This is a genomic window from Streptomyces sp. NPDC048603, assembly GCF_043199475.1.
Classification (GTDB): domain Bacteria; phylum Actinomycetota; class Actinomycetes; order Streptomycetales; family Streptomycetaceae; genus Streptomyces.
The window spans coordinates 30,494-55,841 of sequence record NZ_JBICVY010000026.1; the positions used below are offsets into that span (position 1 = coordinate 30,494).

Consider the following 25,348-nt stretch of genomic DNA (forward strand, 5'->3'; position numbering starts at 1 on the left):
CGGGCCGAAGCCGTTGTGCGGGGCGGGAGCCGAAGCCTAGGCGGGGCCGGGGCGAAGCCTTCATACGGGCAGGGGAGGCTGCGCGTGCCCGCGGCGGACCGGGGTGCCGCGTGCCCACCCGTGCCGCCCTGCGGCACGCCTGCCCACACGGCGGCGCGAGCCGGCACGCCTGCGCGCAGGGCGGCGTGAGCCGGTTACGGCTGGTAGGGGCGGGCCGGCCAGGGGGCTTCGGCGGGGCGGAGGGTGTCCAGGCCGCCGGCGGAGAGGGCGGCGGAGAGGGCCATGACGCCCGTCACCAGGGCACAGTTGGCCAGGTCACCCGCGAAGGCGCCACGGACCAGCTCCGGCAGCGGCACCCGGGCCACCTCCATGTCCAGCTCCTCGCCGTGGGCCTGGTAGCGCTCGCCCTCCGCCTCGGCGAGGTCCTGGGCCAGGAAGATCCGGACCGCCTCGTTCGATCCGCCGGGCGAGGTGAAGAGGTCGACCAGCACCCGCCAGTCCCCCGCCTTGACGTGCGCCTCCTCGTACAGCTCGCGCTGCGCCGCGTGCAGCGGGTTCTCCCCCGGCACGTCCAGCAGCCCGGCCGGAAGCTCCCACATCCGGTGCCGCACCGGGTGCCGGTACTGGTGGAGCACCAGGATCCGGCCCTCCTCGTCGAGCGCCAGCACGCACACCGAGCCGGGGTGCACCTGGTAGTCCCGGCGGGCCACCGCACCGTCGGGCATCCGCACCCGCTCGGAATCCACGGCCGTCTTCGCGCCCTGGAACGGCCGCTCCGAGGAGAGGACCTCCCAGGTCTCCGCGATGTCCTTGATCTCCTTCGGCGCCATGGCCGTACCCTCCCGAGAAACGCGACAGCCGGGGTACGGATGATCCGTACCCCGGCCGCCTACGTTACCGAGCGTCAGCCCTGCTTGCGCTGCACGGCCGCCTTCACCAGACCGGCGAAGAGCGGGTGCGGGCGGGTCGGGCGGGAGCGCAGCTCCGGGTGGGCCTGGGTGGCCACCAGGTAGGGGTGCACCTCGCGCGGGTACTCGACGTACTCGACCAGCTTGTTGTCCGGGGAGGTGCCCGAGAAGAGGATGCCCGCCTTCTTCTCCAGTTCCGCGCGGTAGCCGTTGTTCACCTCGTAGCGGTGACGGTGGCGCTCCTCCACGTACGGCTGGTCGCCGTAGACCTCGCGGACGATCGAGCCCTCGGCCAGCTTCGCCGGGTACATGCCGAGCCGCATGGTGCCGCCCAGGTCGCCGGCGCCCTCGACGAAGGCCAGCTGCTCCTCCATGGTCGAGATGACCGGGTGCGGGGTGGACGGGTCGAACTCGGTGGAGTTCGCGTCCTCGATGCCCGCCAGGTTCCGCGCCGCCTCGATGACCACGCACTGCAGGCCCAGGCACAGGCCCAGCAGCGGGATCTTGTTCTCGCGGGCGTAGGTGATCGCGCCGACCTTGCCGTTCACGCCGCGGTCGCCGAAGCCGCCCGGAACGCAGATCGCGTCCACGTCGGCGAGCTGTGCGGCCGCGCCGGACGGGGTCTTGCAGTCGTCCGAGGTAACCCACTTGATCTTGACGCGGGCCTTGTTGGCGAAACCGCCGGCGCGCAGCGCCTCGGTCACCGACAGGTAGGCGTCCGGCAGGTCGATGTACTTGCCGACCAGCGCGACCGTGACCTCGTGGTCGGGGTTGTGGACCCGGTCCAGCAGGTCCTCCCACACCGTCCAGTCCACGTCGCGGAACGGCAGGTCGAGCTTGCGCACGACGTACGCGTCCAGGCCCTCGGTGTGCAGCACCTTGGGGATGTCGTAGATGGACTTCGCGTCGATGGCGGCGACCACGGCGGCCTCGTCCACGTCGCACATCAGCGAGATCTTGCGCTTGATGGAGGTCGGGACGTCCCGGTCGGCGCGCAGCACGATCGCGTCGGGCTGGATGCCGATGTTGCGCAGGGCGGCGACCGAGTGCTGGGTCGGCTTGGTCTTCAGCTCGCCGGACGGGCCGATGTACGGCAGCAGCGAGATGTGTACGACGAAGACGTTGTCCCGGCCGACCTCGTGGCGGACCTGGCGGACGGTCTCCAGGAACGGCAGCGACTCGATGTCGCCGACGGTGCCGCCGACCTCGGTGATGACGACGTCGACGTCCTCGGTCGCCATCCGGCGGATGCGGTGCTTGATCTCGTTGGTGATGTGCGGGATGACCTGCACGGTGTCACCGAGGTACTCGCCGCGCCGCTCCTTGGCGATGACCTGGGAGTAGACCTGGCCGGTGGTGACGTTGGCCGAGCCGTCGAGGTCGACGTCGAGGAAGCGCTCGTAGTGGCCGATGTCCAGGTCGGTCTCGGCGCCGTCGTTGGTGACGAACACCTCCCCGTGCTGGAACGGGTTCATCGTGCCCGGGTCGACGTTCAGGTACGGGTCGAGCTTCTGCATCGTGACCCGCAGGCCGCGCGCCTTCAGCAGCGCACCCAGGCTGGAGGCCGTGAGGCCCTTGCCGAGGGACGAAGCGACACCCCCGGTGACGAAGATGTGCTTGGTCGTCATGGATTTGGGCGGCATCGCCAAGAGGGGGCTCCCGTGGTCGCGTAGTGAGGTGCCTGCGGCTGCTTCCCCGGTATCCGGGGGCGCCGAAGCTGCGGTTTCGGGGCCCCTGATTCGCACAGGCAGACCACCGGTCCACGGAGTACCAGCCTATCAGCGACCTGGACGGTCCGCCTCCGAGCCACGCTCCGGTGAGACGGTCCGCGCCGTCGGCGGGCGTGCCGCACCGGCCTCACCCGTTCGGAGCAGCCGCATTCCTGCGGCCCTCGAGGAGATCACTAGGGTGCCGTCTTATCCTGCTCGGATAACGCTCTACATCGCCGCCGAGCAGACCGGCAGACGGCACCACCCCAGCCGGCCGGCGGAAACCCAGCAGTAACGCAAGCGCCCTTCGGGGCGGACGTGGCCGTTCGACTGGAGATGCAACGTGTCCGGGCGCATCGAGGATTACGCACTGATCGGGGACATGCAGACCGCCGCGCTGGTCTGCCGGGACGGGTCGGCGGACTGGCTCTGCCTGCACCGTTTCGACTCCCATGCCGTCTTCGCGAAACTCCTCGGAACGGAGGACCACGGCTTCTGGCGCATCGGCCCGGCCGTCGCCCCGGGCACCAAGGCCCCCGACGCCGACCGGCGCCGGTACCGGGGCGACTCCCTGGTCCTGGAGTCGGAGTGGGACACGCCGCGCGGCACCGTCCGGGTCATCGACTTCATGCCCCCGCGTGAGGACCACGCGCCGCAGCTCATCCGCATCGTGGAGGGGGTCAGCGGCCGGGTGCCGATGCGGTCCGCGCTGCGCATGCGGTTCAGCTACGGCCGGGTCGTGCCCTGGGTGCACAAGGTGGACGCCCGTACCGTGGCCGTGGCCGGCCCGGACTCGGTCTGGCTGGACACCGATGCCGAGACCTACGGCAAGGACCTGACCACGTACGCCGACTTCACCGTCGGGCCCGGCGACCGGGTGGCCTTCTGCATCAGCTGGCAGCCCTCGCACAAGGAGGCGCCGGAGGAGCCGGACGCCGAGGCGGCGCTCGAGGCCACCACCGAGTTCTGGCGCGAGTGGGTCGAGCACTGTACGTACCACGGGCCCTACCGGGAGGCCGTGATCCGGTCCCTGATCACCCTGAAGGCCCTGACCTACGCGCCGACCGGCGGCATCGTCGCCGCGCCGACCACCTCGCTGCCCGAGGAGATCGGCGGCGTACGGAACTGGGACTACCGGTACACCTGGCTCCGGGACGCGGCGATCACCCTGTCCTCGCTGCTGCGCACCGGATACCGGGAGGAGGCCCGCGCCTGGCGCGAGTGGCTGCTCCGCGCGGTGGCCGGCGACCCGGAGAACCTGCAGATCATGTACGGGATCGCGGGCGAGCGCGAGCTCGGCGAGACGGAACTGGACTGGCTTCCGGGCTACGAGAACTCGCAGCCGGTCCGGGTCGGCAACGGGGCCGCCCACCAGCTGCAGCTGGACGTCTACGGCGAGGTCACCGAGGCCCTGCACCTGGGTCACATGACCGGTCTGGCGCGCAGCGACTACGCCTCGGTGCTCCAGCTCAAGCTGATCCACTACCTGGAGGCCCACTGGGACCAGCCGGACGAGGGGATCTGGGAGGTGCGCGGCCCGCGCCGGCACTTCGTGCACTCGAAGGTGATGGCCTGGGTGGCGGTGGACCGCACGATCAAGCTGATCGAGAGCGGGGACGCGGACGGTCCGCTGGAGCGCTGGCGGGAGCTGCGCGACGAGATCCACCGGGACGTGTGCGAGAAGGGCTACGACAAGGAGCGGAACACCTTCACCCAGTCGTACGGCTCCAAGGAGCTGGACGCCTCGCTGCTGCTGATCCCGCAGATGGGCTTCCTGCCGCCGGACGACAAGAGGGTCATCGGCACGATCGAGGCGATCCAGCGCGAGCTGTCCACCCCGGACGGGTTCATCCTGCGCTATCCCACGGCCGGGGACGAGGCCGGCGTGGACGGCCTGGAGGGCGACGAAGGGGCCTTCCTGGCGTGCTCGTTCTGGATGGCGGACGACCTGGCGATGATCGGCCGGGTGGACGAGGCGCGGAAGCTCTTCGAGAAGCTGCTGTCGCTCCGCAACGACCTCGGGCTGCTCGCGGAGGAGTGGGATCCGCAGTTGCAGCGCCAGGTGGGGAACTTCCCGCAGGCCTTCAGCCACGTCCCGCTGATCGACACGGCGCTGCGGCTGACCGCGAGCGGCGCGTACGGCGGCTGACCTCCCGGTTCCCGCCGCCCGCCGCCGGGGGGCGCGGCGCGGCGGGCCCGCCTAGCCTTGAAGGGACCTTCACCCCTGCCAGGGAAGGGGGCCCGGTATGGCCGCCTCCGGCAAGGCGGGTGCGGCACTGGCCGCGCTCCGCGAGGACCTGTCGGGCGATGTGTTCGCCCCGGACGACCCCGGCTACGACGAGGCCCGGACGGTCTTCAACGCCATGATCGACCGGCGGCCGGCCGTGATCGCCCAGTGCGAGAGCGAGACGGACGTGGTCACGGCGGTGCGGTTCGCGCGCGAGCTGGACCTGCCGGTCGCGGTGCGCGGCGGCGGGCACAGCGTGGCGGGTTCCGCCCTCGGTGACGGGGCGCTGGTGGTGGACCTGCGCCGGATGCACGAGGTGACGGTGCACCCGGCGGCCAAGGCCGTCCGGGTCGGCGGCGGGTCCGTCATGAGCCATCTGGACCGGGCCTGCCAGCCGTACGGCCTGGCGACCACCGGCGGCCGCGCCTCCACCACCGGGGTGGGCGGTTTCGTGCTGGGCGGCGGCTCGGGCTGGCTGGACCGCACGTTCGGGCTGGCGATGGACAACCTGCTGGGCGCGGACCTGGTCACCGCGGACGGCGAGTGCCTGACCGCGACCGCCGAGGAGCATCCGGACCTGTTCTGGGCCCTGCACGGCGGCGGCGGCAACTTCGGCGTGGCCACCTCCCTCACGCTGCGGCTGCACGACCTGCCCGCCATGTCCATCGCGTTCCTGCTGTACCTGCCGGAGCACGGACCAGAGGTGGTGCGGACCTACCGCGAGCTGATCGAGAACGGCCCGGACGAGGCCGGCGGCGGGGTGCTCTACCTGACCGGCCCGCCGGACGACGAGCTCGTACCGCCGCACCTGGTCGGGCAGCTGGTGTGCGGGCTGCTCCTGACGTACGCGGGCCCGGAGGAGCGGATGCGGAAGCTGGCGGAGCCGCTGCTGGCGATCCCGCACGAGGCCGAGCTGGTCACCGGCATTCCGTACGCCGATCTCCAGTGCATGCTCGACGACCCGCCGGGGATGCGGAACTACTGGTCGGCGGAGTACCTGACCGGGGTGCCGGACGCGTTCGTGGACGTGTTCTGCACGCGGGCCGGCTCGATGCCGGTGCCGACCGGCACCCAGCACATCCTGTTCCCGCAGGGCGGTGCCATCGCCTCCGGCCCGGCCGGCTACCCGGTCCCCTACCGGGACGCGGCCTGGGTGGTGCACCCGTTCGGCATCTGGGCGGACCCGGCCGACGACGAACGGTGCCGGAGCTGGGTGCGGGACGTCCGCGCCGACTCCCGGCCCTGGTCCACCGGCGCGACGTACCTCAACTTCACCGGGGACGAGGGCCGGGACCGGGTGGTCGCGGGCCTGGGCGCGGACAACATGCGGCGGCTGGGCGAGGTGAAGCGGGAGTACGACCCGGACAACGTCTTCCGCTTCAACCACAACATCCGGCCGCTGTAGGGCCCGGCCCGGCCACCGGGGCGGGGCCCGGCGGCTCAGATCAGGGCGGCGATCACCTCCCGCGCCGCCCGCTCGCCCTCGGTGGCGCCGCCTTCCATGAAGCCCTGGAAGTCGTAGGAGCAGTGTTCGCCGCCGATGTGGACGTTCCCCTGTGCGGTGCCCTCGTACTTGGCGTACCGGTGCAGGTAGCCGACGGGCCAGTACGAGTACGCGCCGAGGGCGCGGGGGTTCTCGTGCCAGGCCGACAGCTGGGCCCGGCCGTTCCAGACGGCCTTGGTGCCGGGGAAGAAGGCGTCGATCCCGGTGAGCATGCGGGAGGCGAGGTCGCGTACGTAGGGGTCGGACTCGGTGCCGAACGGGCCCGCCGGGTCGAGGGCCGCGGCGAGGCTGCCGCCGCCGTACTGGATGAGGATGCCGCCGTTGCCCGGCTGGACCTTGGTGGTGTCCCAGGTCTGCTGCACGTCGGAGTCGGTGAAGCAGTCGCCGGCCGAGACGCCGGGCCAGGGGCCGGTGCCGCGCCAGGGACGGGCGGTGAACTGCATGTTGAGTTTGGTGCAGTGGCCCATGCGGGCGTCGCGCAGCAGGTTGCGCATCAGCGGGTCGAAGCCGGCCCGGGAGAGGTCGATGCGCTGGAGCACGGGGAGCGGCACGCAGAGGATCGTGTGGTCGGCGGTGACGGTGCGGGTGGCGCCCGAGTCGTCGAAGGTGAGGGTCTGGGTGCCGTCGGAGCCGGCGCGTACGGCGGTCAGCTCGCGGCCCATCACGATCGAACCGGCGGGCAGGGCGGCCGCGATGGCGTTCGGCAGCCGGTCGTTGCCGCCGGTGATGTGGTAGCGCTCGTTGGACAGGCCCCAGATGTTGAAGTTGCCAGGATTGGTCTGATAGCCCATCAGCAGGACCAGGGCGAGGGCCGACTGCTCGGTGGTGTCGGCGCCGTACTCGACGTTGTAGGCCACGTCCATGAAGCGGCCCAGGTTCGAGGAGTGCCCGCCGGGGACCCGGCTCTCGATCCACTCGTACAGGGACATGTCGTCGAGGGCGGTGCCGGTGGGCGTGGTGGTGTTCCAGGAGACCTCGCCCGACTCCGAGAGGTCCCGGCGCAGCCGCTGGTAGACGGCGTTGAAGTCCTCGTCGGCCTGTTCCCGCGGGTAGTAGGCGCCCTGGAACCAGAGGACCTCCTCGGCGCCGTTGGGTCCGCCGCCGAGGAAGTCCTCGGTCTGCAGGCCGAAGCGGCGGCAGAGTTCGAGGATCTTCTTGTGGCTGGTGTCGATCAGCTCGCCGCCGATCTCGGAGGTCTGCCCGTACGCCCAGTGCGTGCGCTGGGTCCACATCCGGCCGCCCACGCGGCCGGGGTCGGCCTCGTAGACGGTGGCGGTGATACCGGCGTCCTTGAGGGTGAGGGCGGCGGTGAGGCCGGCGATGCCGGCGCCGACGACGGCGACGCGCGGGTTGCCGACGGGCTTGCGGCCGTCGGGCGCGGCGGCCCGGGCGGGGGCGGGTGCGGCGGCGGCCGGTACGGCGGCCGCGAGCGCGGTGCCCAGGCCGAGTGCCGCGGCGCGCTCCAGCAGGGCGCGGCGGCCGATGCCGCGTACCTCGGCGACGGGCAGGCGCAGCCTGCGGGCGGCGGCGTGCTCGGCGGCGAGCCGGCGCAGTGCGTGCATCAGGGGCGTACGGGCCATGGCGTGCCTCCTAGACGTTCGCGGCGGACGGGGACGGGTCGGTGGTGCCGTCGGTGCTCCCGGAGCGTTCGGTGGCGTCCTCCAGGACGATCCGGCCGATGATCGCGTAGCGCTCGGGGGCCTTGTACTTGAGCCAGAAGCCGAGGCCCAGGCCGCCGAAGAAGACCGCGCCGACGATCCAGGGGATCAGCGTGAAGAAGACGGAGCCGGCGGCGGTGCCGGCCGCGGTCTCCATGTTGAGGACGAGCAGGACCACCACGGCCGTCATGCCGATGCCGCCGAGGAGGGGCGCGACCAGGGTCCTGAACCAGTGCCGGTCCTCGGGGTGGTGGGTGCGGAAGTAGCCGATGACGGCGAAGGAGCACAGGGTCTGCACGATCAGGATGGCCATCGTGCCGAGGATCGCCAGCAGTGTGTACAGGTGCAGGTACGGGTCCTGGCCGGTCAGCCAGAAGAGGGCGACCAGGCCGGTGGCGATGGCCGTCTGGGCCACCGAGGCGACGTGCGGTGAGCCGTGCCGGGTGTGGGTGCGCCCGAGGGCGGGGTGCAGGAAGCCCTCGCGGCCGATGGCGTAGAGGTAGCGGGCGGCGCACTGGTGGAAGGCCATGCCGCAGGCGAACGAGCCGGTGAGCAGCAGCCATTGGAAGGCGTCGACGGCCCAGGCGCCGATGAAGGTCTGGGTGGGGGCGAAGAACAGGTCGAGGGGGTTCGTGGAGGAGGACAGCTCGACCGACTTGGCCAGGCCGTTCCCGGAGATGGTCATCCAGGAGACGTAGATGTAGAAGAGGCCGACACCGATCACGGAGATGAGGGTGGCCTTGGGGATGACCCGCTTGGGGTCGCGGGATTCCTCGCCGTACATGGCGGTGGACTCGAAGCCGACCCAGGACCAGAAGGCGAAGAAGAGGCCGAGGCCCGCGGAGGTGCCGGTGAAGGCGTTCTTGGGGTTGACCGGCTCGACGGGGATGCCGTCGGGGCCGCCGCCGGCGATCAGCACGGCGGTGGCGACGGCGAACAGGACGGCGATCTCGGCGATCAGCATGACGCCGAGGGCCTTGGCGGTGAGGTTGATGTCGAAGTGGGCGAGGACGGCGGTGACGGCGAGCATCGCGGCCGCGTACACCACCCAGGGCAGGTCGACACCGAGCTGGTCGTGGACGGTGGTCTTGGCGAAGTACGAGAAGACGCCGACGATCGAGGCCTCGAACACGATGTACGCGAGGACGGCGAGCATTCCGGAGGCCATGCCGGCGATCCGGCCGAGCCCGTGCGAGATGTAGCCGTAGAAGGCGCCGGCGGCGGTGATCCGCTTGGCCATGGCCACGTAGCCGACGGCGAACACGGTCAGGACGACGGTGGCGAAGAGATACCCGGCGGGGGCTCCGGTGCCGTTGCCGAAGCCGACGGCGATGGGGAGGTTGCCGGTCATGGCGGTGATCGGGGCGGCGGTGGCCACGGCCATGAAGACCACGCCGACCAGTCCGACGGAGTTGGCCTTGAGCCGCTGCACCTCACCGGTGCCGGTTGGGGATGGAGTGGGAGAACCGTTGTTCATGTCGCACGCCCTCGTTCCTGTGGCCTGTCGCTGTCGTTGCACGGGAAGGGCGCCCACTCTGACGGCACGTGACGCAGACCACAATCGACATGCGGTCCGATAATCTCCGCGCATGAACGACGAGTTGTCCGGTGAACGGCGACTCGTAACGGGCGGGTGATGTTCACGGAACACACCGGGCGGTAGCGTCCGCCGCATGGACAACCAGGGTGGCGGGATCACCGTTCAGCGGGCGCTGGAACTGCCGGGGCTGCGCAGCGGCCTCCCGGAGGTGGTGGCCGGCGCCGACCGGCTCGGCCGTACGGTGCGCTGGGTGCACGCGGGTGAGGTCCCCAACATCGCCTCCCTCCTCAAGGGCGGGGAACTGCTGCTGACCACCGGGCTCGGCCTCGGCACCCGCCCGGCCGAACAGCGCGCCTTCGTACGGCGGCTGGCCGACCGGGGCATCGCCGCACTGGTGGTGGAACTCGGGCCGCGCTTCACCCGGCTGCCGGCGACGATCGTGGACACGGCGCGCGCGGCGGGGCTGCCGCTGGTCCAACTCCACCGCGAGGTGCCGTTCGTGACGGTCACCGAGGAGGTCCACACCGAGATCGTCAACGGGCACTACGCACTGCTGCAGCGGGCCGAGGAGGTGCACCGGCGGTGTACCGAGGCGCTGCTCGGCGGGGGCGGCATCCCCCAGGTGCTGCACATCCTCGCCGACTTCACCGGCAACCCGGTCTTCCTGGAGACCCCGGACGGGCAGCTCCTCTACGCGGCGGGCAGCGCGGCGGGCGAGGCGGCCGCCGACCCGCTCCAGGTGTGGGAGGGGCTCCGCGGCCGGGAGGCCGAGCCGTCCGGCAACGCCGTCCTGGTCGACGTCCCGGGCGGCGGCCACGGCACCGGCTCGGTCCGCGCCAGGCTGGTGCTGCTCGGCGTCACGGCGCCGCTCCAGCCCGTCCACCGGATGGCGGCGGAACGTACGGCCGGGGTGCTGGCGGTGGTGCTGATGCAGGCCCGGCAGGAGGAGGAGCTGGCCGCGCGCGGCCGCGGCGATTTCCTGACGGACCTGGCAGAGGGCCGCATCTCGGCGGAGGACGCCCCGGCGCAGGCACGCGTGCTGGGCTTCAAACCGGGCTCCGGGCCGCTCCTGCCCGTGGTCATGCGGCTGTCCTCGGAGCTGGGGCCGTCCGGGAACTGGGCCGTGCTGGCGCGGGCGGTCCTGGAGGAACTGTCCTCGGTGGGCGTCCCCGTCCTCCTGGGCGTCCGCCCGGTCGAGGGACGGGTCCCCCTCCTCGTCGGCCTGCGCACCGAATCCGAGCGCACCGCGGTCGCGGACCGGGTCGCGGCGGCGCTGCGGGCGGGCGTGGAGCGGGCGGGCCTGGACCGTGCCGGGGCTCCGCCGGCGGTGGTCGTCGGCGTGGCGGGCGGCTGGGCGGCGGCCTCCTCCGGCCTGCGCCACGCCGCGGAGACCGCGACCGCGGCGCAGGGCCTGCCGGCCCGTCCCTGGTACGACGCCCGCCGCCTGGACATCGACCTGCTGCTGTGGCGGCTGCGCGAACACCCCGACCTGTCGGCCTTCGTGGACCGCGCGATCGGCGCGCTCCGGCAGCACGACGCCACGTCCCGCCCGCCGCTCCTGCCCACGCTGGAGACGTACCTGGCCCATGCGGGCCGCAAGGCGGAGACCGCCCGCGAGCTCCACCTCAACCGCCAGACCCTGTACAACCGCCTGGCCCGCATCTCGGAACTCCTGGGCACCGACCTGGACGACCCGGAGACGGTCCTCTCCCTCAGCCTCGCCCTCCGCGCCCGCCGCCACACCCCGTAGCCCACCCCGACCTGCTGCGCCGCCAGGCGGGCCCCCGGCACACCCCGCCAGGGGCGCGGGGAACTGCGCGACCAGCCCCCACCGGCGCGCAGGCCCGGCGCAACGGGACCGCCCCGAACCAGGGGCGGGGTCCGGGGCCGCAGGCTCCGGTTTCGGGATGGGGGTCCCCCCGGACGGAGTCTGGGGGAGGGCGGGGTGGGGGAATGGCACCGCGCAGCGGACCGGCTAGCGGTGGCGTTCCATCAGTTCGTCGTAGACCGCCAGGACCTGGGCGACCGTGTCGTCCTCCGTCGGCCAGGTCGCCGCCTGCGCCGGCCCCGCCTCCGCCAGGACCCCGCGGCGGGCCGGGTCGGCGATCAGCGCCGCGACCGCCGTGGACAGCGCGGCCGCGTCGCCGTACGGCACCAGCACCCCCGCGTCCCCGACCAGCTCCGGTACCCCGCCCACCGCCGTCGCCACCAGGGCGACGCCCGCCCGCAGGGCCTCCTGCGCCAGCAGGGACCGCGCCTCCCAGCGGCTCGGCAGGACCGCCACGTCCGAGGCCGCCAGCAGTTCCGCCACGTCCGGCCGTCGTCCGAGCAGCCGTACCGGCAGGCCCTCGGTGTCGATCCGCCGGGCCAGCACGGGCCGCAGCGGGCCTTCGCCCGCGATCACCAGCAGCGGCTGCGGATCCAGTGCCCGCCAGTCCCGCGCCGCGTCCAGCAGCACGCCGTAGCCGCGGTGCGGCTCCAGGCTGCCCACCGCGATGAGCAGGTGCCGCCCCAGCGCCCCCAGTTCGGCACGGACCTTGTCCGCGTCGCCCTCGCCCGCCACGTAGCGCGCCCCCGGCACGGTCACCGGCGCCAGCCGGGCGTCCCGCGCGCCCCGCCGCCGCGCCAGGTCCACCTGGTCGGAGGACGTGCCCAGCACCACCGCGGCGGCCCGCGCCACCCGCCGCTCCAGCAGCCGGGTCAGCCCGCGCAGCGGGGCCGGGCCGGGCTCGGGGCCGCCGCCGTGCCAGGTCACCACCAGCGGCACCCGCCGCCCGCGCAGGGCCAGGGCCGCCCGCACCCCGGCCCGCAGGCCGTGCGCGTGCACGATGTCCGCTCCGAAGCAGGCCGCCCGCAGGGCGTTGACGGCTGCCGGTTCGAACTGCGCGCCCGCGCCCGTGAAGTCGTACTCCCCCTCGCTCGCGACCGGCGCGCACACCGTCACCCGCACCCCGCGCGCGGCCAGTCCCCCCGCCAGCGACCGGACGTGGGCACTGCTGCCCGCCCCGGAACCAGGGCCGGCGCCGTCCAGCACCTGCACGGTGCGCAACGGCGGCCGCCCGTACGGGGGGACCGGAACCGGGGTGCTGCTCACGGGCCGGAGCTCCTGATCGAGGGGTTCGGATGTCTTCGGCGGGCCGACGTGCTCGGCGGGGTTCTTTCGGACGTCGTTCTTCGGACGTCGCCCAGGATGCCAGTCCGTACGCGCGTTCCGGGACCGGTTCGGCGACCCCGCCGGTGCGGATCTCTCCGCGGACCGGTTGCTCCGTGGTCCGCCGGCCCCGCCGGGCATCACCCACACGGGTGAAATGGCGGATGAAGTGCCGGATGAGGTACCGGATGAAGTGCCTGTCGCGGGCCCGGCAGGGCAGGGCCGTGGACGGGCGGGCAGCGGGATCCGGCCCCGCGTGCCCGCCCGGCGGTCACGCGTCCGCCCGCGCCGCGGCCAGCAGCTCCTCCGCGTGCGCCCGTGCCGTCTGCGAGTCCTCCTGCCCGGCCAGCATCCGCGACAGCTCCCGGATCCGGTCCTCGCCCTCCAGCACGGTGACCCCGGACCGGGTCACCGACCCGTCGTTGGTCTTCTCCACCAGCAGCTGCCGGTCCGCGAAGGCCGCCACCTGCGGGAGGTGCGTCACGACCACCACCTGGGCCGACTTCGCGAGCTTGGCCAGCCGCCGGCCGACCTCGACCGCCGCCTTGCCGCCCACGCCCGCGTCCACCTCGTCAAAGAGGTACGTCGGCACCGGGTCGGCGCCCGCGAAGACGACCTCCACCGCGAGCATCACCCGGGACAGCTCACCGCCCGACGCGCCCTTGGCAATCGGCCGCGGCTGCGCGCCCGGGTGCGGGGCCAGCAGCAGCTCGACCTCGTCCGCACCCGTCGGCCCGTACGCCACCGGCCGGCCGCCGACCTCCACCCCTTCGGGGTCCTCGGCCTGCCGGATGTCGATCGTCACCCGTGCGTGGGGCATCGCCAGCGAGGCCAGCTCCGCCGTCACCGCGGACGCGAACCGCTGCGCCGCCTCCGCCCGCGCGTCCGTCAACGCCTGGGCCAGCTGCGACAGCTCCGCCCGCAGCCCGTCCCGCTCCGCCGTCAGCTCGCCGATCCGCTCGTCGTCGCCGTCGAGCTCCAGCAGCCGCGCCGCGCCCTGCTCGGCCCAGCTGAGCACCGCGTCGACGCTGTGCCCCTCGGAGCCGTACTTCCGGGTGAGCTGGCCGAGGGCGGCCCGCCGCTCCTCGACCGCGGCCAGCCGCAGCGGGTCCGCGTCCAGGTCGTCGGCGTAGCCGGCGAGTTCCCCGGACACGTCGGCGAGCAGGATGCCCAGCTCCCCGATCCGCTCGGCGAGCGCGCCCAGCGCCGCGTCGTGGGCCCGTACCGACTCCAGCGCCCGGTGCGCGCCGGCGACTAGCGTGTTGGCGTCGACGCCCTCCGGGTCCTCCGGGTTGCCGGCGAGCGCGGCGTGCGCGAGCAGCGCCGCCGAAGCCAGCGACTCGGCATGGCCGAGGCGCTCCGCCTCCGCCGCGAGCTCGGCGTCCTCGCCGGCCCGCGGTTCCACGGCCGCGATCTCGTCCAGGCCGAAGCGCAGCAGGTCGGCCTCCTGGGCCCGTTCCCGGGCCCGGGTGGTGATCTCGTCCAGTTCGGCGGCGACGGCGCGCAGCCGGCGGTACGCGGCGGCGTACTTCTCCAGCGGGACGGCGACCGCGTCACCGGCGTACCGGTCCAGCGCCTGCCGCTGCCGCGCGGGCCGCAGCAGGCCCTGCTGGTCGGTCTGCCCGTGTACGGCGACCAGGTCGTCGGCGAGCTCGCCGAGCAGGCCCACCGGGACGGACCGCCCGCCGACATGGGCGCGGGAGCGCCCCTCGGCGGAGACGGTACGGCTGATCAGCAGGGCACCGTCGTCCAGCTCGGCGCCGGCCTCCTCGGCCCGCACGGCGGCCGGCGCGTCCGGGCGCATCACGATCCGCCCCTCGACCACCGCGGCCTTGGAGCCGAGGCGCACCAGCGCCGGGTCCGCCCGGCCGCCGAGCAGCAACCCGAGGCTGGTGACGACCATGGTCTTGCCCGCGCCGGTCTCGCCGGTCACCGCGGTGAATCCGGGCGACAGCTCGACCACCGCGTCGTCGATGACACCGAGCGACCGTATCCGCATCTCCTCAAGCACGGACCGACCATACCGAGGTTTGGCCGACGCCATGCGACGTCACCCCCGCCCGTCACCCCACGGCACCACCCCGTCACCCGGCACCGACCGGACAATCGGCACCGAACAGACGTTCTAGGCCGTGTCCGCAAAGTCTCGCCTGCCCCACGGCGTCTGGCACCGCACCTCGCTGCGTTGTCGGGCACGCCCGAGTACGTCCAGTACACAGGCGGCCCTCCGCCTTGCGATGCACGGCACCAGACGCCGCGGGGCCCGCCCTCCGGGCGGCCGGCGATACTTTGCGGACCCGGCCTAGAGCCGGGTCTCGTGCGGCGCGCCGCGCCACCCCGCCACCGGGAGGGCGAACTTCGCCACCAGCCGGTCCGTGAACACGGCGTGGTGCAGCCGGGCCAGCCGGACCGGGACGCTGCCCCGGCGGACCTCCACGCGGGCGCCGGGCGGCAGCTCGACGGTCCGCCGGCCGTCGCACCACAGCACGCCGTGCGGAGTGCGCTGCTGCACCTCCACCGCCAGCACCGATGTGGGCGAGGTCACCAGAGGCTTCGCGAACAGCGCGTGCGCGCTGATCGGCACCATCAGCAGCGCCTCCACCTCCGGCCAGACCACCGGCCCGCCGGCGGAGAACGCGTACGCGGTGGAGCCGGTGGGAGTGGCGCAGACGATCCCGTCGCAGCCGAACCCGGAGACGGGGCGGCCGTCGATCTCGAGCACGACCTCCAGCATCCGCTCCGGCGACACCTTCTGCACGGCCGCCTCGTTCAGCGCCCAGTCGTGGTGGACCACGTCCCCGTTGCTGCGCACCACCACGTCGAGGGTCATCCGCTCCTCGACCTCGTACGCCTTGGTGACGACCCGGTCGACGACCTTGTCCAGGTCGTCCCGCTCGGCCTCGGCGAGGAAGCCGACCCGGCCCAGGTTGACGCCGAGCATCGGCACGCCCGAGCCCCGGGCGAACTCCGCCCCGCGCAGCAGGGTGCCGTCACCGCCCAGCACGATCAGCAGCTCACAGCCGTCAAGGGCGCCCTCGGTGGTCTCGGTGACCAGCTCGACCTCGGGCGGCAGCGGCAGGTCCGCCGCCTCGTGGGCCAGCACCCGTACGCCCAGACCGCAGCGCAGCAGTCCCTGCACGACCAGCTCGGCACTGCGGATCGCGGCCGGCCGGCCGGTGTGGGCGACCAGGAAGACGGTCCGCCCGGTACGGCGTGCCCCTCCTGCCCCACCGGTGGCGTGCCGCTCGTCCGTCATGTGCCGCTCGTCCGTCCCGCCTGATGTGTGTGTCACCGCGGCCCCTCCGCCACTGCACGGTCAACATCCGCCGGGTCGAGTGCCGGAGCCCCCGCCCGCAGCCACAGAAAGTACTCGACGTTGCCGGACGGGCCCGGCAGCGGACTCGCCGTCACGCCGAGCACTCCGAGTCCCAGCTCCCCCGCCTGCCGCGCCACCTCGCGCACCGCCTCGGCCCTCAACTCGGGGCTGCGGACCACGCCGCCGCTGCCCAGCCGCTCCTTGCCGACCTCGAACTGGGGCTTGACCATCAGCACCAGATCGGCGTCGGGTGCGGTGCAGCGCACCAGGGCGGGCAGCACCAGCCCGATCGAGATGAACGAGAGGTCGCCGACGACGAGGTCGGCCGGCGTCCCGTCGATCTGCTCCAGGGTGAGCTCGCGGACGTTGGTGCGGTCCTTCACGGTGACCCGGTCGTCGCTCTGCAGCGACCAGGCGAGCTGGCCGTAGCCGACGTCGACGGCGACGACGTGCGCGACGCCCGCGCGCAGCAGCACGTCGGTGAAACCCCCGGTGGACGCGCCCGCGTCCAGCGCCCGCCGCCCCTCGACGCGCAGGCCGAGCGGGGTGAACGCGGCCAGCGCGCCGGCGAGCTTGTGCCCGCCGCGCGAGACGTACTCGGGGTCGCTGTCGTCCTTCAGCACGACCAGCGCGGCGCTGGTCTCGACCTGGGTGGCGGCCTTGGTCGCGGTGGTGCCGCCCACGGTGACCCGGCCGGCGGCGATCAGCTGGCCCGCGTGCTCGCGCGAGCGCGCCAGATTGCGGCGTACCAGTTCGGCGTCCAGGCGGCGGCGTGCCACTCCTGCCACGTTCGGTTCAGCTCCTGTTTTCGTACGGACGAGGACCCGGGGGCGCGTCCAGCGCGGTCAGCGCGTCACGCAACCCCCTGTGCACATCCTCGTACACGGCGACGTGCTCGTCCGCCGGGAGGTCGTCGACATCACCCAGCCGTTCGAGCCGCGCGTCGATCTCGTCCCGTCCGGTGGGCGTCCGCAGGAGCCCCAGCGGGCCGGGTCCGGCGGGCTCGGCGGGCGCGCCGGGGGCCGCGTCGTGCACTTCCTCGTTCATGGCCCCGACGCTACCCCCAACGGCTGCGGTACGGTCGGCAGCACCATGGCGACGATCGAGGAGTGCCGAGCCGCACTCGACCAGCTGTCCGGCAACCTGGCGCGGGCCGGCGAGGGCGTGCGCAGCGCCACCGCCCTGGACCGTTCCCTGAGCTGCCACATCACCGACCTCGACCAGACGTTCACCGGCCGCCTGGAGGGCGGCCGGATCCGCGTGGACGCGGTCGCGCCGGGCCCGCCGCGGGCGAAGGCCGAGATCCGCCTGGCGATGACCGGCGACGACCTCGTGTCGATGGTCGGCGGCGAGCTGAACTTCGCCAGGGCCTGGGCGGGAGGCCGCGTCCGCCTCGAAGCGGGCTTCCGCGACCTCCTCCGCCTCCGCGCCCTCCTGTAGGGGACGGGCCCGGTGCCGGGCGGCGCGCCGGTACCGGGCGTCAGACGGCCGCCCTCGTACGGGCCTGGCGTGCGGCCGGCACCACCAGCGGCGTCCCCGTCTCCGGGTCGTCGATGACCGAGCAGCGCACCCCGAACACCTCCTCCACCAGTTCCGCGGTGACCACCTCGGCCGGCGGCCCCTCGGCCACGACCCGCCCCGCGCGCAGCGCGATCAGGTGCGTCGCGTACCGCGCCGCCTGGTTCAGGTCGTGCAGCACCGCCACCAGCGTCCGCCCCTGCTGCTCGTGCAGCTCCGCGCACAGGTCGAGCACGTCGAGCTGGTGCTGGATGTCCAGATAGGTGGTCGGCTCGTCGAGCAGCAGCAGCGGCGTCTGCTGGGCCAGCGCCATCGCGATCCACACCCGCTGCCGCTGCCCGCCGGACAGCTCGTCCACCGCGCGGTCGGCGAGCTCCGCGACCCCCGTCGACTCCATCGACTCGCGGACGATCCGCTCGTCCTCCGGGGACCACTGCCGCAGCAGGCCCTGGTGCGGGTACCGGCCGCGCGAGACGAGGTCGGCGACCGTGATGCCGTCCGGCGCGATCGAGGACTGCGGCAGCAGACCGAGCGTCTTGGCCACCTTCTTCGCGGGGAGCGAGCCGATCGCCTGCCCGTCCAGCAGCACCCGTCCGGCCGTCGGCTTGAGCATCCGCGACAGCGCCCGCAACAGCGTGGACTTCCCGCACGCGTTCGGACCGACGATCACCGTGAACGAGTTGTCGGGTATCTCCACGGACAGGTTCTCCGCGATGACCCGCTCGTCGTAGCCGATCGTCACGTTCTCCGCGGCCAGCCGCTGCTGCACTTGCTTGCTCCTCAGGTTCCGATACGTCGCGGTCATACGCGTCCCGCCTTGCGCTCGGTGACGAGCAGCCACAGCAGGTAGATTCCGCCCACCAGTCCGGTCACCACGCCCACCGGCAGCTGGTCCGCCCCGAAGGCCCGCTGCGAGGCCCAGTCGGACACCAGCAGCAGGACCGCGCCCATCAGCGCGGCGGACACCAGGTTGGACCCGGGCGACCGGGTCAGCCGGCGGGCCAGCTGGGGCGCGGCCAGCGCCACGAAGGAGACCGGGCCGGCCGCCGAGACCGCGGCCGTGGACAGCAGGATCGCCGCCACGGTCAGCACCGACCGGGTCCGTTCCACCCGTACGCCGGCCGCGTGCGCGGCGTCGTCGCCCATCTCCATCATCCGCAGGGCCCGGCCCTGGCTGAGCACCAGCGGGAACAGCACGGCGCAGCTCCAGGCCAGCGGGGTCACATGGGCCCAGTCCCGCCCGGCCAGCGAGCCGGTGAGCCAGACCATCGCGCGGGTCGCGTCGACCAGCTCGGACACGGTCAGCAGGTACTGGATGGCCGCGACGAGCATCGCGGAGGCACCGATGCCGACCAGCACCAGCCGGTAGCCGTTGACACCCCGCCGGTACGCCAGCAGGTAGATCGCCGCGCCGGTCACCAGGCCGCCGCCCAGGGCGCCCGCCGCGACCTGGCCCGCGTCACCGCCCACCAGCACCATGACCAGCAGCGCGCCCACTCCGGCGCCGTAGTTGAAGCCGAGCAGGTCGGGCGAGCCGAGCGGGTTGCGCGACACCGACTGGAACACCGCACCGGACAGTCCCAGGGCCGCGCCGACCAGCACCGCCACCACGACCCGCGGCAGCCGCAGGTCGTTGACGATGAAGTCGTCGGCGGGCGCGCCGTTGCCCAGCAGGGTCTGTACGACGTCCCACGGCGCGATCTCGAAGTCGCCGGTGCCGATCAGGACGACGGACATCACGAGCATCAGGGCGACCAGCACCAGACAGGCCGCCAGCGCACGCGGTTCCACGCGCAACGACAGACCGCCGGGGGCGCGCAGGGCGCGCGGCCGTGCCGGTGCGGTCCGCAGGACGGGGCGCGTACGGAGCTTCGCGGTCACAGCTGGGCCATCCTCTTGCGCCGAACCAGGTAGATGAAGACGGGTCCGCCGACGATCGCGGTGACGATGCCGACCTGGAGCTCGGCGGGCCGGGTGACGACCCGTCCGAGCACGTCCGCGCCGAGCAGCAGGGCCGGCGAGAGCACCGCCGAATAGGCGAGCACCCAGCGCATGTCGGGACCGGTGAAGGTGCGCACCAGGTGCGGGACCATCAGGCCGATGAAGGTGATCGGCCCGCAGGCCGCGGTCGCCGCCCCGCACAGCAGGGTGATGACCACCATGGCGGTGATCCGGGTCCGGGTGAGGTTGGCCCCGAGCGCCCGGGCGGTGTCGTCGCCCATCGCCATCGCGTTCAGCGGCCGGCCCAGCAGCAGCGCGACGGCCGCGCCCGCCAGCAGGAAGGGCGCCACCTGCCGGACGGTCTCCATGTTGGCGGTGGCGAGCGAACCGACCGTCCAGAAGCGCAGCTTGTCCAGCGCCTTGCTGTCCATCAGCTGTACCGCGTTGACGTAACCGGTGAGGGCGAAACTGGCCGCCGTACCGGCGAGCGCCAGCCGCACCGGGGTGGCGCTGCGGCTGCCGCCGAGCACGTACACGACGACGGACACCACCGCGGCACCGCCGAGCGCGTACCAGACGAACCCGCTCAGCGAGGTGACACCGAGGAAGCTGATCGCCGAGACCACGGCCGCCGCGGCGCCCGCGTTGACACCGAGGATGCCGGGCTCGGCGAGCGGGTTCCGGGTGAGCGCCTGCATGACCGCACCGGACAGTCCCAGTCCCGTCCCGACCATCAGGCCCAGCAGGGTGCGCGGGATGCGCAGGTCGTGGACGACCACGTCGGACGGCGTTCCGGTGTAGTGGAACAGGCCGTGCCAGACGTCGGTGAGCGGCATCGCCTTCGCGCCCATGGCCAGACTCGTCAGGGCGATCACCACCAGCACGGCGAGGGCGGCCAGCAGGCCGGCCGTGCGGGCGCCGTGGCGCGCACGGGGGGCGGCGACCGGCGCCGCGCTCTGTTCGGGGGGACTCTCGACCAACACGCAGGTTAGGTTAGCCTACCCTGCGATCAAGACCCGACGGCCGTCCGGCCGGTTCCGCCGCCGGCACAGAGCCACACGTGGAACGACCCCGCGCGGTCCTCTCACCGGCTCCGTACCGGCCCCGCACCGGCGCAGCTGCCGGAGCCCGTACCGCCCGCCCGTGCCGGAGCCCGTCCCCGGCCGGCCCGCCGCGCACCCGACCTCGCGTCAGAGCCCCAGCCGCGCCAGCGCCTTCCCGCCGTCCAGCCGGCACGCCCCGTCCCCCGCAGCCGTCCAGGCGGCCGCGCACAGCGCCCGCAGCCCGTCCACCGGAGCGCCCTCGCCCCGGACCTCCAGGACCCCGTCCGCCGCCACCGCAGTCCAGCCGCCGCAGCGGAACCCGGCGCCCTCCCCGGAGACCTCCGGCTGACCGGTCAGCAGACCCCGCAGGTCCAGGTCCACGTAGGTCGGCCGGTGCCTCGGCTCGGCCCGCAGCAGCTGCGCCGCGTCCGTCACCCCGGTGAGCACCAGCAGCGAGTCCACCCCGCCGTTGAAGGCGCCCTCGATGTCGGTGTCGAGCCGGTCCCCGACCACCAGCGGCCGCTCGGCCCCCGTCCGCAGGATCGTCTCCCGGTGCATGGGCGTCAGCGGCTTCCCCGCCACCTGAGGCTCCGCACCCGTCGCGATCCGGACGACCTCCACCGCGGCCCCGTTCCCCGGAGCGATCCCCCGCGCACCGGGAATCGTCAGGTCGGTGTTGGAGGCGAACCACGGCACCCCCCGCGCGATCGCGTACGAGGCCTCCGCGAACCGGCCCCAGGCCAGGTCCGGGCCGCCGTACCCCTGCACCACCGCGGCCGGGTCCTCGTCCGCCGACTCCACCGGGACGAGCCCGCGCTCCCGCAGCGCCACCCGCAGCCCTTCCCCGCCGATCACCAGCACACGCGAACCCGCCGGCACCTGCTCGGCGATCAGCCGGGCCACCGCCTGCGCCGAGGTGATCACCTCCCCGGGCTCCGTCGGGATGCCCAGCTCGGTCAGGTGCCCGGCGACCGCCTCGGGCGTGCGCAGCGCGTTGTTCGTGACGTACGCGAGGTGCATCCCCTCCGCCCGCGCGGTGCCCAGCGACTCCACCGCGTACGCGATGGCCTCGCCGCCCGCGTACACCACCCCGTCCAGATCCAGCAGAGCCGTGTCGTACGCCTCGTGCAGCCGCCGCTCACTGCCCGCGGGCCTGGTCCTGCTCAGCCGGGTCATACCGTCCGCTCCTCCTGCCGCTCCCCGCACAGGCCGCCCGAGGCAACCGGCGAAGGATCTTGTCTGATTTTCCGCGCTGCCCCGATCATCCCGTATGGCGAGACGCGACTTACCATGCACCAATGACCACACCAGCCACCGAGGGACACGGACTGCGCCTGATCCCCTTCCGCGGACTGCGCTACGTCCCCGAGCGCGTCGGCAGCCTCGCCGCCGTCACCTCGCCCCCGTACGACGTGGTCGTACGCCCCGACGGGCTGAACCACCTGGAGTCCGCCGAACCCCACAACATCGTCCGGCTGATCCTCCCCCAGGCCGCCACCCCTCAGGAGCGCAACGCACAGGCCGCCCGCACCCTCCGCGACTGGCTCGCCGAGGGCATCCTGCGCACCGACCCCGAGCCCGCCCTGTACGTCTACGAGCAGCGCCGCGGCGAGCTGCTGCAGCGCGGCGTCATCGGTGCGCTCGCCCTCACCCCACCCGGCGACGGCATCGTCCTCCCCCACGAGGACGTCATGCCCGAGGTGGTCGCGGACCGGGCCGGCCTGATGCGCACCACCGCCGCCAACCTCGAACCGCTGCTGCTCACCTACCGCGGCGAGCACCCCGACGGCGGCGCCGCCGAGGTCCTGGAGGCCACCGCCGGCCGTCCGCCGCTGCTCGCCACGACCACGGAGGACGGTTTCAGCCACCGCCTGTGGGCGGTCACCGACCCGGAGGAGATCGCGGCGGTCACCGCCGACCTCGGCCACCGGCAGGCCCTCATCGCCGACGGCCACCACCGCTGGGCCACCTACCTGCGCCTGCAGGCCGAGCAGTCGGCGCCCGGCGCCTGGGACTTCGGCCTGGTGCTGCTCGTGGACACGGCCCGCTACCCGCTGCAGGTCCGCGCCATCCACCGGCTGCTGCGCCGCCTTCCGGTGGCCGAGGCGGTGGCCGCCCTCTCCCCCTCCTTCCGTATCCGCACGGTCGAGGGGCCGCTCCCGGCCGCCATGGCCGCACTCGGCGAGGCCGCCGAGGCGGGAAACGCCTTCCTGCTCGCCGGCGACGGGAACTTCCACCTGGTCACCGACCCGGACCCGGCGCTGATCGACCGGACCGTACGGCTCGACCGCCCGGAGGCCTGGCGCCGACTGGACGCGACGGTCCTGCACGCCACCCTCCTCGACGAGCTGTGGCGGATCCCCGACGCCCCCGAGCACATCGCCTACATCCACGACACCGAGGCCACGGTGGCGATGGCGGAACGGGCGGGCGGAACGGCCGTACTGCTCCACCCGGTGCACGAGGAGGTCGTCCGCGACCTGGCCCGGCAGGGCGTCACCATGCCCCGCAAATCGACCTCGTTCGGCCCCAAGCCGGCCACCGGCCTGGTCCTGCGCAGCCTGGACTGACCCGGCCGGCACGAACGCGAGAGGGCGGCACCCCCACGGGGGTGCCGCCCTCTCCTCGTCTCACGGCCGGACCGACGGGTCAGGCCTTGGAGCCGCCCTCGACCTCGGCGTCCGCCTCGGAGCGCTCCTCGTCGGACTCGAACTCCTCGTCGTCCTCGTCGTAGTACTCGGTGACGTCCGAGGCGGCCTCGGCCGCGGCGAGCTCGGCCGCGTCGACCGCGTCCAGCTCGTCGTCCTCGTCCTCGTCCTCCATCGCGTCGACGAACTCGATGCCGTCGATCGCGGCCAGCCGGTCGGAGGCGTCCGTGGTCCCGTCCTTGTCCGCCTCGACGGTCTTGGCGAACCACTCGCGGGCCTCGTCCTCGCGGCCGGCGGCCAGCAGGGCGTCGGCGTACGCGTACCGCAGGCGCGCGGACCACGGCTGGATCGCGCTGGAGGCCAGCTCGGGGCTCTGCAGGGTCACGATGGCCGCGTCCAGCTGCCCCATGTCCCGCCGGGCCCCGGCCGCGACCAGCCGCATCTCGACCTGGCCGGCCTTGTCCAGCTTCTGCACCTCGGGCTCGCCGGCCATGGCCAGCGCCCGCTCCGGACGGCCCAGGCCGCGCTCGCAGTCGGCCATCACGGGCCACAGCTCGACGGAGCCGGTCATCCGCTTGGCGGCCCGGAACTCGGCCAGCGCCTCGCTGTACTTCTGCGTGGCGTACGCGGCGAAGCCGGCGGCCTCGCGCACCGCGGCGACGCGGGAGGCCAGGCGCAGGGCGATCCGCGAGTACGCGTACGCCTGCTCGGGCTCCTCGTCGATCAGCCGGGCCACCATGACCAGGTTGCGGGAGACCTCCTCGGCCAGCCCCTTGGGCAGGCTCAGCAGCTCCTGTCGCACATCGGCGTCGATCTCGTCGCCGGTGACGTCCTCGTCGATCGGCAGCCGCTTCACCGGCTCCCGGTCGCCACGGTCGCGGTAGTCGCGGTCCCGCTCCTCACGGCCCCGGTAACCGCCACGGTCATCACGGCCGCCACGGTAGCCGCCACGGTCACCACCGCGGTCGTCGCGGCCACCACGGAACCCACCACGGTCGCCCCCGCGGTCGTCGCGCCGGAAGGACGGACGGTCGCCACCACGGTCGTCGCGGCCGCCGCGGTAACCACCACGGTCGCCACGGTCGTCACGACGGGGGTAGCTCGGACGGTCGCCACGGTCGTCGCGGCGCGGGTAGCTGGGGCGGTCCCCGCCACGGTCGTCACGGCGCGGGTAGCTCGGACGGTCCCCGCCACGGTCGTCACGGCGCGGGTAGCTCGGACGGTCCCCGCCACGGTCGTCACGGCCGCCGCGGTAACCACCACGGTCGTCATCACGACGCGGGTAGCTGGGGCGGTCGCCCCGGTCATCGCGGCGGGGGTAACTCGGACGGTCGCCACCACGGTCATCGCGGCCGCCGCGGAACCCACCACGGTCGTCATCACGACGCGGGTAGCTCGGACGGTCGCCACGGTCATCGCGGCGCGGGTAGCTGGGGCGGTCGCCGCCACGGTCGTCGCGGCGCGGGTAGCTCGGACGGTCCCCGCCACGGTCGTCACGGCCGCCGCGGAACCCACCACGGTCGTCATCACGACGCGGGTAGCTCGGACGCTCACCACGGTCGTCGCGACGGAAGGACGGACGGTCGCCGCCCCGGTCGTCACGACGGTAGCCACCGCCGCTCGGCCGGCCGCCGCGGTCATCGCGACGGTAGCCACCGCGGTCGTCACGGCCCCCGCGGTAGCCACCCCGGTCGCCACCGTCGGAGCGACGAGGCTCGCGCTCCGGACGATCGTCGGGAGAGTTGGACATGGGTGTGACTCCTGTCTTCGGGGTACCGCTAGTCATTCTCGCGCAACCAGCCCATGGCCGCGCTCCGGCGTAAAACGTGCAAAATCAACAAAAACAAAAAGGACCCTTGGTCCTCAGCGTGAACGCTGAGGACCAAGGGTCCTTTGAAAGATTGTTCGGCGGCGTCCTACTCTCCCACAGGGTCCCCCCTGCAGTACCATCGGCGCTGAAAGGCTTAGCTTCCGGGTTCGGAATGTAACCGGGCGTTTCCCTAACGCTATGACCACCGAAACCCTATCGGTTTCGAGCGAACAAGCACACTCTGTAGTTGTGTTCTGCTCAAACCAGCAACCGTTCGTTGCTTCAGAACTAACACAGTGGACGCGAGCAACTGAGGACAAGCCCTCGGCCTATTAGTACCAGTCAGCTCCACCCGTTACCGGGCTTCCACATCTG

The 25,348-nt window shown here is 73.2% G+C and carries 20 protein-coding genes and 1 rRNA gene; 5 read left to right on the forward strand and 16 right to left on the reverse strand.

The genetic code is table 11. The annotated features are described in order from the left end of the window. Positions 1 to 194 precede the first annotated feature (194 nt). Together ACGFQ9_RS37755 and ACGFQ9_RS37760 are read right to left on the reverse strand one after the other, a co-directional pair. Positions 195 to 830 carry an NUDIX domain-containing protein gene (locus ACGFQ9_RS37755; RefSeq protein WP_393580377.1) on the reverse strand — a complete coding sequence of 212 codons (636 nt, stop codon included), beginning with the start codon at positions 828 to 830 and terminating at the stop codon, positions 195 to 197. 74 nt (positions 831 to 904) lie between these two features. After that, on the reverse strand, positions 905 to 2,551 hold the full coding sequence (locus ACGFQ9_RS37760) for a CTP synthase (protein ID WP_393580399.1): 1,647 nt from the start codon (positions 2,549 to 2,551) through the stop codon (positions 905 to 907). A 409-nt stretch (positions 2,552 to 2,960) separates the two neighbouring features. Here ACGFQ9_RS37760 and ACGFQ9_RS37765 point away from each other — a divergent pair, with 409 nt between their 5' ends. Beyond that, positions 2,961 to 4,766, forward strand: coding sequence for a glycoside hydrolase family 15 protein (locus ACGFQ9_RS37765; protein WP_393580378.1), 1,806 nt, complete (start codon positions 2,961 to 2,963; stop codon positions 4,764 to 4,766). A gap of 97 nt (positions 4,767 to 4,863) precedes the next feature. Further along, the gene (locus ACGFQ9_RS37770; RefSeq protein WP_393580379.1) at positions 4,864 to 6,249 is read left to right on the forward strand and encodes an FAD-binding protein; all 1,386 of its coding nucleotides are present in this window, start codon (positions 4,864 to 4,866) and stop codon (positions 6,247 to 6,249) included. Positions 6,250 to 6,284: 35 nt separating this feature from the next. On the opposite strand, the gene ACGFQ9_RS37775 is transcribed toward ACGFQ9_RS37770, so the two are convergent. Beyond that, positions 6,285 to 7,928: a flavin monoamine oxidase family protein gene (locus ACGFQ9_RS37775; protein ID WP_393580380.1), complete on the reverse strand. Its 1,644-nt coding sequence runs from the start codon at positions 7,926 to 7,928 to the stop codon at positions 6,285 to 6,287. A 10-nt stretch (positions 7,929 to 7,938) separates the two neighbouring features. Further along, entirely contained in the window at positions 7,939 to 9,483 is a 1,545-nt protein-coding gene (locus ACGFQ9_RS37780; protein WP_393580381.1) for an APC family permease, read from the reverse strand. A 196-nt stretch (positions 9,484 to 9,679) separates the two neighbouring features. Between ACGFQ9_RS37780 and ACGFQ9_RS37785 the strand changes: the two genes are divergently transcribed. After that, entirely contained in the window at positions 9,680 to 11,296 is a 1,617-nt protein-coding gene (locus tag ACGFQ9_RS37785; protein ID WP_393580382.1) for a PucR family transcriptional regulator, read from the forward strand. Between the two features lie 225 nt (positions 11,297 to 11,521). On the opposite strand, the gene ACGFQ9_RS37790 is transcribed toward ACGFQ9_RS37785, so the two are convergent. From ACGFQ9_RS37790 to ACGFQ9_RS37810, 5 genes are all read right to left on the reverse strand, one after another. After that, complete coding sequence (locus ACGFQ9_RS37790) at positions 11,522 to 12,640, reverse strand: glycosyltransferase family 4 protein (protein WP_393580383.1); 1,119 nt, start codon at positions 12,638 to 12,640, stop codon at positions 11,522 to 11,524. A 328-nt stretch (positions 12,641 to 12,968) separates the two neighbouring features. Further along, positions 12,969 to 14,696, reverse strand: coding sequence for a DNA repair protein RecN (recN, locus tag ACGFQ9_RS37795; protein ID WP_393580400.1), 1,728 nt, complete (start codon positions 14,694 to 14,696; stop codon positions 12,969 to 12,971). Positions 14,697 to 14,999: 303 nt separating this feature from the next. Beyond that, positions 15,000 to 15,953, reverse strand: coding sequence for an NAD kinase (locus ACGFQ9_RS37800; protein ID WP_393580401.1), 954 nt, complete (start codon positions 15,951 to 15,953; stop codon positions 15,000 to 15,002). A gap of 32 nt (positions 15,954 to 15,985) precedes the next feature. Beyond that, positions 15,986 to 16,801, reverse strand: coding sequence for a TlyA family RNA methyltransferase (locus ACGFQ9_RS37805; RefSeq protein WP_393580384.1), 816 nt, complete (start codon positions 16,799 to 16,801; stop codon positions 15,986 to 15,988). Between the two features lie 7 nt (positions 16,802 to 16,808). Continuing rightward, positions 16,809 to 17,060 (reverse strand): hypothetical protein, encoded by a 252-nt coding sequence (locus tag ACGFQ9_RS37810; RefSeq protein ID WP_393580386.1) that lies wholly within the window; start codon positions 17,058 to 17,060, stop codon positions 16,809 to 16,811. A 45-nt stretch (positions 17,061 to 17,105) separates the two neighbouring features. Here ACGFQ9_RS37810 and ACGFQ9_RS37815 point away from each other — a divergent pair, with 45 nt between their 5' ends. Beyond that, a complete protein-coding gene (locus ACGFQ9_RS37815; RefSeq protein ID WP_393580387.1) occupies positions 17,106 to 17,453 on the forward strand; it encodes an SCP2 sterol-binding domain-containing protein in 348 nt (115 codons plus the stop codon). A 40-nt stretch (positions 17,454 to 17,493) separates the two neighbouring features. Here the strand turns inward: ACGFQ9_RS37815 and ACGFQ9_RS37820 are convergent, their stop codons facing one another. From ACGFQ9_RS37820 to ACGFQ9_RS37835, 4 genes are all read right to left on the reverse strand, one after another. Further along, entirely contained in the window at positions 17,494 to 18,336 is an 843-nt protein-coding gene (locus ACGFQ9_RS37820; RefSeq protein WP_393580389.1) for an ABC transporter ATP-binding protein, read from the reverse strand. Continuing rightward, a complete protein-coding gene (locus ACGFQ9_RS37825) occupies positions 18,333 to 19,412 on the reverse strand; it encodes a FecCD family ABC transporter permease (protein ID WP_393580391.1) in 1,080 nt (359 codons plus the stop codon). The genes ACGFQ9_RS37820 and ACGFQ9_RS37825 overlap by 4 nt, the downstream gene beginning before the upstream one ends. Continuing rightward, a complete protein-coding gene (locus ACGFQ9_RS37830) occupies positions 19,409 to 20,455 on the reverse strand; it encodes a FecCD family ABC transporter permease (protein ID WP_393580392.1) in 1,047 nt (348 codons plus the stop codon). The genes ACGFQ9_RS37825 and ACGFQ9_RS37830 overlap by 4 nt, the downstream gene beginning before the upstream one ends. A gap of 207 nt (positions 20,456 to 20,662) precedes the next feature. Then, entirely contained in the window at positions 20,663 to 21,691 is a 1,029-nt protein-coding gene (locus ACGFQ9_RS37835; protein ID WP_393580393.1) for an HAD-IIA family hydrolase, read from the reverse strand. Positions 21,692 to 21,813: 122 nt separating this feature from the next. Between ACGFQ9_RS37835 and ACGFQ9_RS37840 the strand changes: the two genes are divergently transcribed. Beyond that, a complete protein-coding gene (locus ACGFQ9_RS37840) occupies positions 21,814 to 23,085 on the forward strand; it encodes a DUF1015 family protein (protein WP_393580394.1) in 1,272 nt (423 codons plus the stop codon). Positions 23,086 to 23,164: 79 nt separating this feature from the next. On the opposite strand, the gene ACGFQ9_RS37845 is transcribed toward ACGFQ9_RS37840, so the two are convergent. The 3 genes from ACGFQ9_RS37845 to rrf all read right to left on the reverse strand — a co-directional run bounded on the left by ACGFQ9_RS37845 (position 23,165) and on the right by rrf (position 25,183). Further along, positions 23,165 to 23,965, reverse strand: a complete 801-nt coding sequence (locus tag ACGFQ9_RS37845; RefSeq protein WP_393580402.1) for a tetratricopeptide repeat protein — start codon at positions 23,963 to 23,965, stop codon at positions 23,165 to 23,167. 50 nt (positions 23,966 to 24,015) lie between these two features. Further along, on the reverse strand, positions 24,016 to 24,831 hold the full coding sequence (locus ACGFQ9_RS37850; RefSeq protein WP_393580396.1) for a hypothetical protein: 816 nt from the start codon (positions 24,829 to 24,831) through the stop codon (positions 24,016 to 24,018). Positions 24,832 to 25,066: 235 nt separating this feature from the next. Then, positions 25,067 to 25,183, reverse strand: a 5S ribosomal RNA gene (gene rrf / locus ACGFQ9_RS37855). Between the last annotated feature and the right edge of the window lie 165 nt (positions 25,184 to 25,348).

Bases quoted from the DNA above. Each gene is read 5' to 3' on its own strand.
- ACGFQ9_RS37785 (WP_393580382.1), top strand. From the start codon at position 9,680: ATGGACAACCAGGGTGGCGGGATCACCGTTCAGCGGGCGCTGGAACTG.
- ACGFQ9_RS37770 (WP_393580379.1), top strand. From the start codon at position 4,864: ATGGCCGCCTCCGGCAAGGCGGGTGCGGCACTGGCCGCGCTCCGCGAG.
- ACGFQ9_RS37780 (WP_393580381.1), bottom strand. From the start codon at position 9,483: ATGAACAACGGTTCTCCCACTCCATCCCCAACCGGCACCGGTGAGGTG.
- ACGFQ9_RS37815 (WP_393580387.1), top strand. From the start codon at position 17,106: ATGGCGACGATCGAGGAGTGCCGAGCCGCACTCGACCAGCTGTCCGGC.
- ACGFQ9_RS37810 (WP_393580386.1), bottom strand. From the start codon at position 17,060: ATGAACGAGGAAGTGCACGACGCGGCCCCCGGCGCGCCCGCCGAGCCC.
- ACGFQ9_RS37835 (WP_393580393.1), bottom strand. From the start codon at position 21,691: ATGACCCGGCTGAGCAGGACCAGGCCCGCGGGCAGTGAGCGGCGGCTG.
- ACGFQ9_RS37800 (WP_393580401.1), bottom strand. From the start codon at position 15,953: ATGACGGACGAGCGGCACGCCACCGGTGGGGCAGGAGGGGCACGCCGT.
- recN (WP_393580400.1), bottom strand. From the start codon at position 14,696: ATGCGGATACGGTCGCTCGGTGTCATCGACGACGCGGTGGTCGAGCTG.
- ACGFQ9_RS37820 (WP_393580389.1), bottom strand. From the start codon at position 18,336: ATGACCGCGACGTATCGGAACCTGAGGAGCAAGCAAGTGCAGCAGCGG.
- ACGFQ9_RS37760 (WP_393580399.1), bottom strand. From the start codon at position 2,551: ATGCCGCCCAAATCCATGACGACCAAGCACATCTTCGTCACCGGGGGT.
- ACGFQ9_RS37840 (WP_393580394.1), top strand. From the start codon at position 21,814: ATGACCACACCAGCCACCGAGGGACACGGACTGCGCCTGATCCCCTTC.
- ACGFQ9_RS37755 (WP_393580377.1), bottom strand. From the start codon at position 830: ATGGCGCCGAAGGAGATCAAGGACATCGCGGAGACCTGGGAGGTCCTC.
- ACGFQ9_RS37775 (WP_393580380.1), bottom strand. From the start codon at position 7,928: ATGGCCCGTACGCCCCTGATGCACGCACTGCGCCGGCTCGCCGCCGAG.